The following is a 14,521-nucleotide window of genomic DNA, read 5'->3' as shown; positions in this document are numbered from 1 at the left end:
CCGCTTTCTGAGAGCGGGACTTTTTGTCTTATATGCCTTTTTTCTGGTCACGGTATTTGCCTGGGGTCGTGCCTTCAAGTTTTTTGAAGGAACGGATGAAGTTTTGCGGGTTTTTATATTTCAGTTTTTCCGAAATTTCTTTGACGGACATATCGGTCTCCACGAGCCAGTTTTTGGCGACATGGTGTCTGTAGGATGAGAGATATTCACTAAAAGAGATATCCATTTCCTTTCTAAAGATACTGCTTAAATAATTTGGATTGTAATGTAGGCGTGTGGCGATTTCATCCAATGTGAGATCAGAATCGAATTCTTGATGGATGATATGAATGATCTTTTCTGAGATGTTTTTGTATTGTGATTCCTCGCGTGCACCTAGCTGGTCAATAATCGGCCGAATGATCTCATGTTTCAGCCATGTTTCGGTATCTTCAAACGTTTTAAATTCAAAAATTGTATCATACAGCATTTTATTGTCTTCAACCTCAAACAATTCAATGCCAAGCAAATGCATCAGCTCAATCAAATTGTTTAAAAAACGGGCGAGGGCGATATGATACTCATGCGGTCCCGCATTTTTAGAGAAAATGGATTGAAGGAGCACATGTAAATAGTGATCTGCCTTGCCTTGATCACCTGCTTTTATTGCATCAAATAAATCATGCTGCAACTGCTTTGGAAAATGGGTTTTAAACGTTTTTCCTTGCTGGATATGTTCATATAAGATAATGGATTTTTTCTCTGCTTTGAGCCTGTATTTTAAGGCCTCTTTTCCTTCAATGTAAGCCTGTTTTGCCATAGTGAGCTCCTGAAACTGGCGGCTGATTCCGATGCTGATCGATAAACCAAGCTCTTCCTCGATACGCAGCTGAATGGTTTCTGCTAATTGGTTTAAATATTCAGTAAATTCTTCATCTGACTTTGAGTGATTTAGGATAATCGTCGTTTGATGCTGATTGACAACTGTTGGCTGAAGATGCTCTCCTTGTGGAATAATCTGCTCAACCAGTCCATTGATCGCAAATAAAAGTAAGTCAGCATCCTTTTTTTCATAAGGTGTTCCTTTTAGTGTATCGATTTGGATCACAAGCATGGATAAGTGAGACCAGCCCTGAGGGAATCCTAAACTTTGGAACCGATTGTTAATCTCTTCTTCTGTCAGCTTTCCGAGCAATAGCCGTACCATAAAGTATTGCTGGAGGTGCGTGACTTGCTGCTCAATCCGTTCCTCTAAATCATTGTTTTGATCCTTCATTTGTTTAATACTCGACTCAATCAACTCAAATTCATTTTGAAAAGGCTGCTTTTGCAAAAAGGATTCATTACGTGCAAAGGACTCGTATAACAAGCGGATGGGTTTATAAAAATGTCTGGAGCCAAACCATGAAAATAGTAATGAAAGCGCTAACAAAATAAAACAGATAATAAAGGTGATCCATCCTATTGATTTCGTTTGTGCCTTTAGTTCTGGTATGGAAACAAAGGAGAGGTACGTCCATTCGTTATAGTCTGATTTTTGAAACGTAATTTGATAGTTTAGTTCCTCGATCTTCATGTTAAATTGACCTGATCGTTTTTCACTTGATAGGACATGCTTGACGAACTCTTGATTTTTCAAGGATTCACCAATTTGTTTTTTGCGGTTATGTAACAGCACTTTTCCATTCGTATCAATGACAAACATACTGTCAGATTGAGAGAAGTCAGGCATATTGTTAGCAAGCGTACAGCTCGGAATGCTGGCGACAGCGATTCCTTTTTTCTGGACACTGTTCATCGGAAGTTGCTTGATTAAGTTCACATTGTATTTGCAAAAGGAAGCCTTTCCTTCTTTTGTCGCAACAAGTGGATTATTCTCTTCAAGTACCCAGCTAGAATGACTTGGAATATTGAGGTAAGAGGTGAGCGCTTTTTCTTGGTCTCCGCTTGTGACATGATAAAGCCCTGAATTGTTCATATACCAGTCTTCCATTTTACTGACGAGTGTAATATTGGAAAGATCGGTGTCAAAGGTTTGCAAGTAGTTTAGTTCCTGTTGTACTTGATTATAAAGCTGGAATTGGTCTGGATTTAAAGGTTCTGCCAGTGTTTGAAGGAGAGGCGGCGAACTGACATAGTGAGTGAGAGAATGATCAACAGTCTTTAAAATATGCTCAATATTAGATTGCGTTTGTTTCACGCTGTCCAGCTTTTCATTTGAGATATTTTCGAGTGCTGTTTTTTGTGAATGCTGATAAGAAAAAATACCGACAATGATGACAGGAATCGTACTAAGCATGAAAAAAAACGTGACGAGCTTGTAATAAAACTTATATTGCCTTCTTTTCATAAAACCCCCCATTTCAAACGGAACAATCTTTTCCTCTTTATTTATTAATCCAAAAATTTGGTAGGTTTGTCAATAATCATTTTCTGAGATTAGGATCATTTTCTCATGTTTTATATAACGTTTTGAGTAGCCTCCCCTAAGTAAATATGATCTGATGATATGATTGTAGACGGATTTTTCATCCTTAAGATACAGTTAACACATGCATCAGCATGAGGGGAGGCTTTATCTATGAAAACAGAGGATGTCACTGCCAAGGGTGTGCCTGCGGCAGCTTTGAAAAAAGAAAATAGAAAGCGCTTACTTAATCAAATGCTTAGTCAAAAGTTTTTGTATCTCATGATTTTACCAGGGCTCATTTATTTTCTTGTCTTTAAATATGTGCCGATGTGGGGGCTGATCATTGCCTTTCAAGATTACCAGCCGTTTCTCGGTATTCTTGGCAGTGAGTGGGTTGGCTTCAAACACTTTATTCGCTTGTTTACAGAACCAACATTTTTCATCTTATTAAAAAATACACTGATTTTATTTGCCATGAATGTCGTGATTTTCTTTCCAATTCCAATCTTATTGGCCCTGCTTTTAAACGAGGTCAGATTGGCATTGTTTAAGAAATTTGTTCAGACGATGATATACATTCCTCACTTCATGTCATGGGTGATTGTCGTGTCCTTATCCTTTGTTTTGTTAACAGTAGATGGCGGATTAATCAATGAATTGATTGCTTTCTTTGGAGGGGAAAAGATTAACTTCCTTCTTAGTCAGGAATGGTTCAGGCCGATGTACATTTTACAAGTGATCTGGCGAGAAGCAGGCTGGTCGACGATCATTTACCTTGCGGCGATTACAGCGGTAGATCCGCAGCTCTATGAAGCAGCGAAAATGGATGGAGCCGGCAGACTGAGACAAATGTGGCATATCACGCTTCCTGCCATTAAAAGTGTGATTGTCGTTCTACTAATTTTGAAAATTGGTGACACATTAGAGCTTGGCTTTGAGCATGTCTACTTATTACTCAATGCAACGAACCGAGAAGTAGCAGAAATCTTTGATACGTACGTTTATACAGCTGGTCTTAAGCAAGGGCAATTTAGCTATAGTACCGCTGTTGGTCTATTTAAAGCAGCTGTTGGACTCATTTTGGTTATGCTGGCGAACCGTTTAGCGAAGAAATTTGGGGAAGAAGGTATTTACTAAAAAGGGAGATGAAGAGGAATGACATTATCGACTGAAAAAGGATCACCACTTGAGCATGCAGAGAAATTAGCACAAACAATTATGAAAGCGCATACACCAATAGAGCTGCCTCCAGCTGGAAGATGGCATTATCATCAAGGCGTTTTTCTTTGCGGTGTGATGAAGCTATATGAGTCAACGGGGAACGAGACGTATTTCAATTATGTGAAAAGCTACGCAGATTCGCTCATTGATGAGTATGGAAACCTGTTATTCCGGAGAGATGAGCTTGATGCGATCCAAGCAGGGCTCATTTTATTCCCTCTTTATGAACGAACAGGAGAGAAGCGGTATGTGCTGGCAGCAGAGAAGCTCCGCGGGCTTTATCGCACATTGAATCGCACGTCTGAAGGTGGATTTTGGCATAAAGACAATTATGCTTATCAAATGTGGCTGGATGGTCTCTACATGGGAGGACCCTTTGCGTTAAAGTATGCAAAGCTGAAAGGTGAAGAGGAATTGGTGGATATGGTGATCCACCAAGAGTATCTCATGAGAAAGCATACAAAAGATGAAAAAACCGGTCTGTATTATCACGCTTGGGACGAACGAAAAGTGATGCCATGGGCGGATCAAAAGACAGGCTGTTCGCCCGAGTTTTGGGCAAGGTCATTTGGCTGGTATGTCCTTGCATTAGCAGACATGATCGAGGATCTGCCAGAGCAGCATGAAGGGAGAAAAATGTGGAAGGAAACGCTGATAGACATGCTGGAAAGTGTAGCTAGGTACCAGGATCAAGACACAGGTTTATGGCATCAAATCATTGATAAAGGGACGCATAGCGACAATTGGCTTGAAAGCTCTGGATCGTGTTTATTCATGTACGCCATGGCAAAAGCCATGAACGAAGGATATGTCAGCCTCAGCTACACAGATCATGTGGTGAAAGCATATCAAGGCTTAATTCAGCATAAGACGGCTGAGACAGAAACCGGTGATTTTACCATCAATGATATATGTATCGGAACATCTGCTGGGTTTTATGATTACTACGTCGGTAGAGAGAGAAGCACAAATGATTTGCACGGGGCAGGCGCTTTTATTATGGCATTAACTGAGCTAGAGAAGCTGTCTGTTTTTCAAAAAGCATGAAGAGGAAAAAAAAGGCTGCGGCATGGCTCTTCAGCTTCATCGCCGTCTTTTGTTTGTCAGCCTGTCATGGGAATACAAACGGTATCGATGTTCTGATTTTTTCTGACATGTCCAAGGGGATGAAGGATCAATTAGTCGAGAAGGCTTTTCAAACGGAACAAGAAACGTATAGCGTCCACATCTTTCCAGCGATTCCTGAAAAACTTCTTGTGGAAATTACTGCAAAAGAGGGGGACATCATGCTTGTCCCGGAAGAGATGTTTCGAACGTATGATGATCCTGAAAGTTTTCAATTGCTTGAAGAGATGGGCATAGATGATCAAGCGGCAGGGCCATATACGACCGAGGATCAAAAGACAGGGAAGACGGTCGATTATGCGGTTCAAGTTAACAAAGGCACGAAAAAGCTAAACGGCTATACCTTTCGATTACACCGAGATATGGTCGCTTTTATTCCCGTGTATGCAGACAAATCCAAAGAGGCGCTGTCTCTCATGAAACAGCTTCGTGAAAATCGATAGAAAAAGGGGTGGGGACTGTGAAACGGGTCGTAGTTTGCGGACTCAGTCATCGTGCGTTCAATATGTTTATTAAACCGCTCACAGAGGATTTCAATGAGCATTACAGGATTACAGGACTATTAGATATAGATCATCATCGGTATACACTTTGTCAGAAGCGTTTTCCATCACTGCGGGGCGTCTCGTTTTTTCATGAAGAGGCATTTGATCAAATGGTGAAGGAAGCAAAGCCAGATATCGTCATCGTGGCAGGAAGGGATGACACCCATGTCACGTATATTTTGCAAGCACTTGACCATGACCTCGATGTCATCACTGAAAAGCCGATGGTTACAACAGCTAAAGACGCCAAAAAAGTAATGGAAAAAGAAAAGGAAAGTAAAGGAAAGGTCACAGTCACTTTCAATTATCGCTACAACCCATTTCATCGAAAAATCAAAGAACTCATTTTAGAAGGAAAGATTGGAAGGGTTACATCTGTTGAACTGAGCTGGCTCATTGATACGTATCATGGCGCTAGTTATTTCAAAAGGTGGAACCGCACGCGGCAATTCTCTGGCGGACTATCCGTTCATAAATCAACGCATCATTTTGATTTGGTCAATTGGTGGATCAATCAAAAACCAAAGCAAGTATTTGCCTATGGGGCGCTTAACTATTACGGAGATCAAAGTCCTTGGAATCCTTTGCAGGGGGAAGAAAGCAGGTATTGCGGAACATGTCATGTGAAGGATACATGTCATTATGAAGCAAGGTGGAATCCGAGAGTAGAACGCACAAGGGTCGAGGACGATCATATCGAATCCGGTCAGGAGCAAACGCAGCAATACGCCAATTATCGCCCAGACGCCTGTATTTTTGATGAGGAAATTGACATTGAGGATACATATGTGGCATCAGTGGCATATGACCAAGGGGCTCTTTTCAGCTATTCGATTCAATTCTCAGCACCCTACGAAGGATACCGGCTTGCTATCAATGGGACGAAGGGGCGTATTGAAACAAATGAGTTTCATGTGCCATCAAGAATTCCTTTTCAATTCCCAGAACAGACGATTTCTTATTATCCGATGTTTGGGGCAAAAGAGACGATTGAAGTCGTGAAGCAGCCTGGGGGACATGGCGGCGGAGATCCTCTGCTTTTGGCGGATTTATTTATCGGGAAAGATCCTTTAATTCACTATGACATATCAGCAGGAGCAGAGGCTGGTGCTTATTCGATTGCACTTGGAGAAGGCATGTGGCGGTCTGTTGCAGAGAAACGCCCAATCGACATAGAAGAGCTTCTTCAAAAAGAGACGGTGTCATAAGAAGGAGAGGAGGGAAAAGAGATGGATCATGATGGTTCAATGAGCAGAATGCTGCGAATGTGTGAGTGGGTGATGAGACTCGCCTATACGAATTTGCTATGGCTGCTGTTCACCTTGATGGGGTTTGGGATCTTTGGATTGATGCCTGCGACCACTGCGTTATTTTCGGTGATGAGAAAGTGGATACAAGGGCATGAGCAAGTGAGCGTTTTCAGGACTTTTTGGAAGGTGTACCGTGTGGAGTTTGTACGCTCTAATTTAATAGGAGTGGCGCTACTGATCATAGGGACGATTATATATGTAGACCTTGCGTTTATTTATCCAACGAGCTGGTTTTTGCATGTGCTTCGTTTTGCCATTTATATCTTTGGTTTTCTCTTTGTTGTGAGCTTGTTTTATATTTTTCCGCTGCTGGCTCATTATGATTGGAAAAAACGTCTCTATTTGAAATTCTCTCTTTTGCTCGGTATCTCCTATTTGCAATATACACTTTGTATGCTCGTTTTCTCGGCTCTGCTATTTGTTCTCTTTGCTTATTTGCCGGGAATCGTACCGTTCTTTAGTGTGAGTATACTCGCCTATGTCCATATGTGGCTGGCCTATCAAGTATTCAAAAAAGTAGAGTTTGACAGTGAGCAACGGGCAGCCGAAGTGAAGAAACGCCTGCCATCTTTCCTACAATCGAAGCGGGTGAATACACAGTGATGCAGTTCATTTGCTATAATGGTGTCACCGTGATGAAAAGGAGAGATAAGCGCCGTGTCAGTTAAAGAAATCTCAATAGAAGAATTAAAACAAAAGCTAGAGCAAGAAGAAGCGATTCAGCTTGTTGACGTGCGTGAGAACGAGGAAGTAGCAGAAGGAATGATTCCTGAAGCGATCCACATTCGAATGGGAGATATCCCGGAGAAACTGGATGCATTCGATCAAACGCAAGAATATTATATTATTTGCCGGTCTGGTAAACGTAGTGAAAATGTCTGTTATTTCCTAGAAGACCAAGGCTATCAAGCGACCAATGTCGTTGGCGGAATGCTTGCTTGGACTGGAGAAACAAAACCGAAGCTGTAAACAGAAGTCCTTTCATCTCATAGATGAAAGGCTTTTTTTGTTCATATGCCCGCCCTAATGTGCATAAAGATAGAGTAGCGAGAGAAGGGAGAGTGGCATATGTGCTAAAGGTAGCTGTATTTGATGAAGAGCACGAAAAAGATTTGCAGAGCGAAATCAATCTTTTTTTAAAAGGAATGGATGACGACCAAATCATTGACATCAAGTACAATGTAGCGGTGATCTGTGAGCAAGGTGGAGAACAGCTCTACTGTTTTTCTGCACTCATTTTATATAAAAAATAGATGGTATGAAAAAAGGACCTGTTTGAAGGGTCCTTATTTTGTTTAACTAGCGTCAATATATAAACGATGCTTGTTGCAGTAGACACATTGAAAGAGGTAGCCTTGCAGATCTCCGCCGTTGACGAGCCATTGTTTTAGGTTCTCTTTCGTTAATCCTCCGCCGCTGCAAATGTCTTCGATATCTTCTGTGAGCTCTTCCTCTAAATGTTCTATCTCTTTCCAACCGACATACTGGACGATCGCGCAAAAATCTCCGCAATGACTTAACCAATATTCCTGCTGCCAGCCGCGATAACCTGGTGTTCTATAGATCAGTTCATCTATATATTTCTCTTCATCAACGTCATCACAGCTTGCATCGTCTTGAAACATACCATTGTATTTTTTAGAGGCTGAACCATCTTTTATGCACCAAGGGCAAATTCCTTCCACATCTTCAACAGTATAAAATGGACCATGATACACATATTCTCTTTCTTTCTCGCAAACAGGACATGTCGTCTGTTCTTTTTTGATCACATGTAACGAAATTGGATCTGGGTTGTACTTGAATGTAGGTAACGTCATATAAACCTCCATGTTGTGAATCATTTCATCCTATTATTTTAAAGGAATGTGAAAGTGCATGACCATCTTAAATTGTTTGTATAGAAAAAAGCCGTTCACATGGGGACTGACCCCATAAAGTGAGACAAATAAAAACACCTTTAAATTGAAAATCGGGTATAGCATATCTGAAAACAATTTGGAGGTGTTTTTTGTATGGGAAAAAGAGTTAGTTATCCGATTAGTGTAAGAAAGAAAAATTCGTAAGAAACCCTTTCATTCCAGGAGAAAAAATGTATAGAACAGGTGACCTAGCTCGCTGGCTTCCAGATGGTTCAATAGACTATGTAGGAAGAATAGATGACCAGATTAATATTCGAGGGTATCGTATCGAACCAAGTGAGATTGAACATTGTCTTCTAGAATATCCAAATGTTAAAGAAGCAGTTGTGGTTATTCAAACAGATTACTTGTGTGCTTATGTAATAGTTGATGATGGATATACTATGAATGATTTACGTAAGTATCTCAAACAATCACTGCCTCATTATATGGTGCCAACTCATATCATTGAGATGGAAAAAATGCCTCTCACTTCAAATGGGAAGTTGGACCGAAAGGCCTTACCTTTACCGGAAATACAATCAGTAGAGGAGTATGTGGCACCGACAAATGAAATTGAGAAAAGCATAGAAAAGATGTGGAGAGAAATACTTGAAACCGATCAAATTAGTATTCATGCGAACTTCTTCGAACTGGGTGGCCATTCTTTAAAAGCCATGATGTTGGTGTCGCGTATTTCAAAACAGTTTCAAGTACAAGTACCAATTAACGAAATCTTTTCACGCCCAACAATTAAAGAGTTATCAGAATACGTTCAAAAGACAGACGAAAAGACATATCTTCCAACAATTGAACGTGTGGAACGTAAGAAGTATTATCCTAGCTCATCTCATCAAAGAAGCACTTAAAAAAAGAATTGATTGGTTGAAGCCAAAAATAATTTATTGAGAGGAAATAATATGAAAAAGAAAGTTAATGAAAATGAAAGAACACAAAAACCATCACTTTTAAAAATGATTACACATCCAACTGCACAATTAAGTGAAATAAGAAAAAGACCTACTGTCTGGTGGCCTTTGAATATAATAATTATCTTGAATCTTGTATCTCTATATTTTCGAATTTCATATTCAGATAATGAAACTAAAGATATAGGAGAACTAATACCTTTTATGGTATTAGTTCTTGCTGGTTTAATTATTTTTATTTTCATAGCACCAGCTATTATGTTTTTCATATCTAAAATTTTTAAGGGACAGAGTAATTATCACCAAATGCTATCGATGTTTATATATATAAGCTTAATAGGCGTTATAGGTGATATTGTTAACACGATTATCATAATAGTTTTTCAAACTAGTCCATATATGCAAATAACCTCTTTAAGTAGTTTTATTAATTCATCCCCTCCAATAGAAAATCTACTTAAAAAAATAGAGTTATTCACCATATGGTCATTTGTGCTGTTTGCAATAGGTTTTCAACAAGTATCAGGTCTTTCAAAGAAAGCTTCTTGGATATCTTCCTTACTTTTATTTGCAACTTTTACTGTGTTTGAATGGATATTAAGTTCTCAATAAATAGAGTAAATAAATAATTAACGTTAATCAATTATTACAGAAGAGGAGTTGGGAAGATATGAATAACAAAAACATAGAGAATTATAGTCAAGAAGAGAGAGCTGATTCTGTTCAAATTATCCAAGAAGAAATAATGCCACTTTCATATGCTCAACAGCGCATTTGGTTTTTGGATCAACTAGTTCCTAACAGTTCATTATATAACCTTCCACTTTTATTAAATATTAAAGGCGAACTTTGCATTGATCTATGGGAGAACAGTTTAATTAGTATCATTAACCAACACGAGATATTAAGGACAACTTTTAAAGAAGTGAGTGGTGAGATATGTCAAGTTATTAATGGTGGTATAAATTGGAAAATGGATTTTGAGGATTTAAGTTGTTTCAATAATAAAGAGGATGAAGTAAAACGTCTAATTAATAAAAAATTTAATAAACCATTTGATTTAACAAAAGGTCCACTAATTCGTGCAACATTAATTCAAAAAGAGAAAAATAATTATGTTTTTCTCTTGAATATGCATCATATTATTTCCGACGGATGGTCACTTAATATTATCATGCAAAAACTACAGCAGAATTATTTAACTTTAAAAAAAGGAAAACAATTAAAACTTCCTCACCTCTCAATACAGTATGCAGATTACGCAGTCTGGCAACATAAATATCTAAATGAGAAGATGTTTGAAAAGAAAATTACTTATTGGAAGAATAAATTAAGGGGGATTAAACCATTAATTTCACTTCCTATAGATCATTCAAGACCAGCAGTACAAACATATAGAGGAGGGATACATACAATTAATTTGCCCGTTAATTTGATGAACAAATTAAATGAAATCAGTAAAAGAGAAGGAGTCACGTTATTTATGACTTTATTAACTGGTTTCAAATTACTGTTGTTTCGATATACAGGCCAAGAAGATATAGTAATCGGAAGTCCAGTTGCAGGTCGAGATATACCTGAAACTGAAGAACTCATAGGGTGTTTTATTAATACCCTGGTCTTTCGTACAAATGTGTCAGGGGGGCTTACCTTTAAACAACTATTAAATCGTGTAAACAAAACTTCTCTTGAAGCATTTTCAAATCGAGAAATCCCGTTTGAGAAGCTAGTTGAAAAATTGCAAATAAAAAGAAGCTTAAGCCACTCGCCTCTAATCCAAGTTATGTTTACTTTGCAAAATATTCAACTTGATTATCTCTCAATGGATGATATAAGAATTGAGCCTAGTGATATTGAATTCAATTCGACTATGTCAAAGTTTGATTTGAGTCTAACAATGAGTGAATCAAAAAAAGGGCTTATTTGTACATTCGAGTATAATAAAGATTTATTTGAGAAAAGTACCATTATTCAAATGATGAAACATTTTGAAAACATTTTAAATGAAATCGTAAATAAGATAGAAGTTCCAATAAATAGTATATCTCTAGTTCAAAAAGATCTGATGCCGAAAAATGATATCTATAATAAATGTGATTTATCTAGTTCAGCTAATCAATCATTTTTAGAGTTATTCACAGATCAAGCAAATTTATTTCCTAAACAAATTGCAATTTCATTTGATAACCAATCAATAACGTATAAAGATTTGAATGAAAATGCAAACGAATTTGCTAATTATTTGAAAAAATATGGTGTGGGTTCAGAAGAAATTGTAGGGGTATGTGTTGAAAGATCGATTAATATGGTAATTTGTATTCTAGGAATCCTTAAAGCTGGAGGTTGCTTTGTTCCAATAGATCCATCATTTCCAAAAGAAAGAATAAGATATATTATAGAAGATTCAAAAACATCCTTAATTATAACCAATAAACAGTTTAGTGAATATTTTGCATTTGGTAATAGTAAAATTATTTATCTAGATGAAGAATCTGACTTAATAAAAAATGAAAGTAAAGAAGCACCAATTAATTTAATTAATGAAAACCAATTAGCTTATGTGATATATACTTCAGGATCTACTGGAAATCCCAAAGGAGTTATGGTGGAACATAAATCATTAAATAACTTTATTAATGCAGTGTCACAAGCTGTCAACTTTAAAAGAAATAAACCTATTATAGCAGTAACAACAATATCCTTTGATATTTTTATGTTAGAGATATTATTACCTTTAACTATAGGTCAGCATATAATTTTAGCAAGTGAAAAAGAACTTTCTGATGCAGAATCATTAACAAATCTTATAAAAAAATATGATGTAAAAATGATGCAAACTACTCCTTCTCGATATAGGTTGTTCTTACAAAATAAATCTTTAGCTTCTAGTTTAATGAATCTTTCGGAAATAATGGTGGGAGGAGAAGCTCTAACTAAAGAGTTATTGGAAGGATTGAGACGCAACTCAAACGCTCAAATTTTCAATATGTATGGACCGACTGAAACTACAATTTGGTCAGCGATTAAAGATGTTACCCAAGGTAATATTTCTATAGGAAAGCCAATCTCAAATACTCAAATGTATATTTTAGATTCTTCCCTACAATTACAGCCAATAGGTGTAGTCGGTGATTTATTTATATCTGGTGACGGTGTAGCTCGAGGTTATTTAAATAAACCAGAATTAACAAAACAGCGATTTTTTAAAGACCATTTTAAAAATAAGGATTTGATGTATAAAACGGGTGATTTGGCTAAGCTCCTTCCAAATGGGGAAATTCAATTTATTGGAAGGGAAGATGACCAAGTTAAGGTTCGTGGATATCGTATTGAATTAGGAGAAATTGAAGCAGCTATCAGAAAAAATGAATCGATTGAGGAGATAATCATTTTAACAAATGAAGACCATCAAGAAGAAAATATTTTAATAGGTTATTATATTGAAAAGAAAGGTAGCAATATTTCCTCAATAGAACTTAAAGATTATGTTTCGAAATTTTTGCCTAATTATATGGTACCTTCTTATTTAATTAAATTAGATTTTATCCCAATCACCCCGAATGGGAAATTGAATAAAAAAGCATTGCCTCTTCCTAGAGAAATAGAAAAAACATTCATAAACGGTTATACACCACCGAGAAATAATAAAGAAAAAGTAATACTACACCATTGGAAAGATGTTTTGGGCGAAAATAAGATATCTATTTATGATGACTTCTTCGAGATTGGTGGACATTCACTGAGTGCAAATAAACTTATTTTTAAATTGCGTGAAGAATTTAACATCCATATTCCACTCCGCATTTTATTTGAGTATCCTACAATAGCAGGTATGGCAGAAAATATTGAAAGCTTAAATGTAATTGGTGAGGAAGAGTTGGAAAAACATCAATTAGAGTATCTATTGAATGAAGTCTCATTAGATTCTTCTATACAACCAACTGAGCCATTTGAAAATAAAGATACTTCATACATAGATAATGTTTTTTTAACAGGTGCAACCGGTTTCTTAGGTGCTTTTTTGTTACGTGATCTACTAAAGATGAGTTCTGCAAAAATTTATTGTTTAGTGCGCGCTAATTCAACAGAGTCCGGTTTTTTGCGTATTCAAAATGCATTAAAGAAGTATGAAATTTGGAATGAAAAATTTAAAGATCGTATTATTCCAATTGTAGGTGATTTATCTAGGCCATTATTTGGGCTAACGGAAGAAAAATTTCTCAAATTGGCAAGTGATATTAGTGTTATTTACCATAATGGAGCGCTTGTTAATTTTATTTATCCGTACGATGCTTTAAAGAAATCAAATGTTTTAGGTACGGAAGAAATTCTAAGGCTCGCCTGTCTTAAAAAAATTAAACCAGTTCATTTTATCTCTACAATATATGTTTTTTCTAATTCTGAAGAGGGTAGCACAAAATTTATAAATGAAGAACATATGCCAACCCCCGAGCATCTTGGGGGATCTATTGGGTACACAGAGAGTAAGTGGGTTGCAGAAAATATAATTCAAATTGCGCGCAAACGTGGTATACCTGTATCAATTTATCGCTGTGGTCGCTTAACAGGAGATCTTCAAACAGGTGCATGTCAAAAAAATGATCTGATATGGAGAATTATTGCAGGGTGTATTGAGATGAAGATGGCACCCACAGAGTTAGGGAAATTGAATTTAGTGCCAGTGAATTATGCAAGTAAATCAATTGTAAAAATATCTATTTCCGAAGAAATGGGTGGTAATTTCCATATATATAATTCAGAATCGCTTGATTTTGATGATGTTATTACAGTTATAGAAAAAGAAGGATTTAAATTGGAAAGAAAGAGTATGAAAAAATGGTTAGATACGATCAATAAAGAAAAAGAAGGATCTATTGAAGCACTCGGCAGCTTTTTAATGGATTCAAAATCAGATAAAGGTACTATAATTTTCGATAGTAATCAGACAAATGAAATCCTGCAAAAAATTTCTATGTATTTGCCTAAAGTAGATGTTTATATTTTCAAAAGAATTTTGGGTTATTTCATAAGAAATAATTATTTTACAGAGATTCCATCAAATGAGAATAAAACAATCAATAGGTGACAATGTTTCAACATT

General features: G+C 36.9%; 12 protein-coding genes. 10 read left to right on the top strand and 2 right to left on the bottom strand.

Annotation, left to right across the window (positions count from 1 at the left end):
* Window positions 1-28: 28 nt before the first annotated feature.
* Window positions 29-2,329 (bottom strand): helix-turn-helix domain-containing protein, encoded by a 2,301-nt coding sequence (locus GPS65_RS16095; RefSeq protein WP_119125259.1) that lies wholly within the window; start codon window positions 2,327-2,329, stop codon window positions 29-31.
* Between the two features lie 231 nt (window positions 2,330-2,560).
* On the opposite strand from GPS65_RS16095, the gene GPS65_RS16090 reads away from it, so the two are divergent.
* The 7 genes from GPS65_RS16090 (at window position 2,561) to GPS65_RS16060 (ending at window position 7,843) form a co-directional block, all read left to right on the top strand.
* Window positions 2,561-3,526, top strand: coding sequence for an ABC transporter permease (locus GPS65_RS16090; RefSeq protein ID WP_012010951.1), 966 nt, complete (start codon window positions 2,561-2,563; stop codon window positions 3,524-3,526).
* A gap of 18 nt (window positions 3,527-3,544) precedes the next feature.
* Entirely contained in the window at window positions 3,545-4,657 is a 1,113-nt protein-coding gene (locus GPS65_RS16085; RefSeq protein ID WP_119125258.1) for a glycoside hydrolase family 88/105 protein, read from the top strand.
* Window positions 4,654-5,178: a lipoprotein YteS gene (locus GPS65_RS16080; protein WP_119125257.1), complete on the top strand. Its 525-nt coding sequence runs from the start codon at window positions 4,654-4,656 to the stop codon at window positions 5,176-5,178. The genes GPS65_RS16085 and GPS65_RS16080 overlap by 4 nt, the downstream gene beginning before the upstream one ends.
* 17 nt (window positions 5,179-5,195) lie before the next feature.
* Window positions 5,196-6,488 carry a Gfo/Idh/MocA family protein gene (locus tag GPS65_RS16075; RefSeq protein ID WP_088004065.1) on the top strand — a complete coding sequence of 431 codons (1,293 nt, stop codon included), beginning with the start codon at window positions 5,196-5,198 and terminating at the stop codon, window positions 6,486-6,488.
* Window positions 6,489-6,509: 21 nt separating this feature from the next.
* On the top strand, window positions 6,510-7,193 hold the full coding sequence (locus tag GPS65_RS16070; RefSeq protein WP_012010947.1) for a YesL family protein: 684 nt from the start codon (window positions 6,510-6,512) through the stop codon (window positions 7,191-7,193).
* 54 nt (window positions 7,194-7,247) lie between these two features.
* Window positions 7,248-7,559 carry a rhodanese-like domain-containing protein gene (locus GPS65_RS16065; RefSeq protein ID WP_088004063.1) on the top strand — a complete coding sequence of 104 codons (312 nt, stop codon included), beginning with the start codon at window positions 7,248-7,250 and terminating at the stop codon, window positions 7,557-7,559.
* Window positions 7,560-7,660: 101 nt separating this feature from the next.
* Window positions 7,661-7,843 (top strand): sporulation protein Cse60, encoded by a 183-nt coding sequence (locus GPS65_RS16060; RefSeq protein WP_003217582.1) that lies wholly within the window; start codon window positions 7,661-7,663, stop codon window positions 7,841-7,843.
* Window positions 7,844-7,885: 42 nt separating this feature from the next.
* Here GPS65_RS16060 and GPS65_RS16055 read toward each other — a convergent pair whose 3' ends face one another.
* A complete protein-coding gene (locus GPS65_RS16055) occupies window positions 7,886-8,410 on the bottom strand; it encodes a CbrC family protein (protein ID WP_119125256.1) in 525 nt (174 codons plus the stop codon).
* A gap of 272 nt (window positions 8,411-8,682) precedes the next feature.
* Between GPS65_RS16055 and GPS65_RS19715 the strand changes: the two genes are divergently transcribed.
* The 3 genes from GPS65_RS19715 to GPS65_RS16040 are packed head-to-tail and all read left to right on the top strand — an operon-like array spanning window position 8,683 to window position 14,506.
* Window positions 8,683-9,360, top strand: a complete 678-nt coding sequence (locus GPS65_RS19715) for a phosphopantetheine-binding protein (protein WP_161985460.1) — start codon at window positions 8,683-8,685, stop codon at window positions 9,358-9,360.
* Between the two features lie 51 nt (window positions 9,361-9,411).
* Window positions 9,412-10,032 carry a YknW family membrane protein gene (gene yknW / locus GPS65_RS16045; protein ID WP_144504867.1) on the top strand — a complete coding sequence of 207 codons (621 nt, stop codon included), beginning with the start codon at window positions 9,412-9,414 and terminating at the stop codon, window positions 10,030-10,032.
* A gap of 58 nt (window positions 10,033-10,090) precedes the next feature.
* Window positions 10,091-14,506: a non-ribosomal peptide synthetase family protein gene (locus tag GPS65_RS16040; RefSeq protein ID WP_161985459.1), complete on the top strand. Its 4,416-nt coding sequence runs from the start codon at window positions 10,091-10,093 to the stop codon at window positions 14,504-14,506.
* Window positions 14,507-14,521 lie beyond the last annotated feature (15 nt).

It is taken from the genome of Bacillus pumilus, from assembly GCF_009937765.1.
GTDB lineage: Bacteria > Bacillota > Bacilli > Bacillales > Bacillaceae > Bacillus > Bacillus pumilus_O.
Note: the sequence above shows the minus strand (reverse complement) of the source record. Positions and strands in the feature narration are given on the sequence as shown.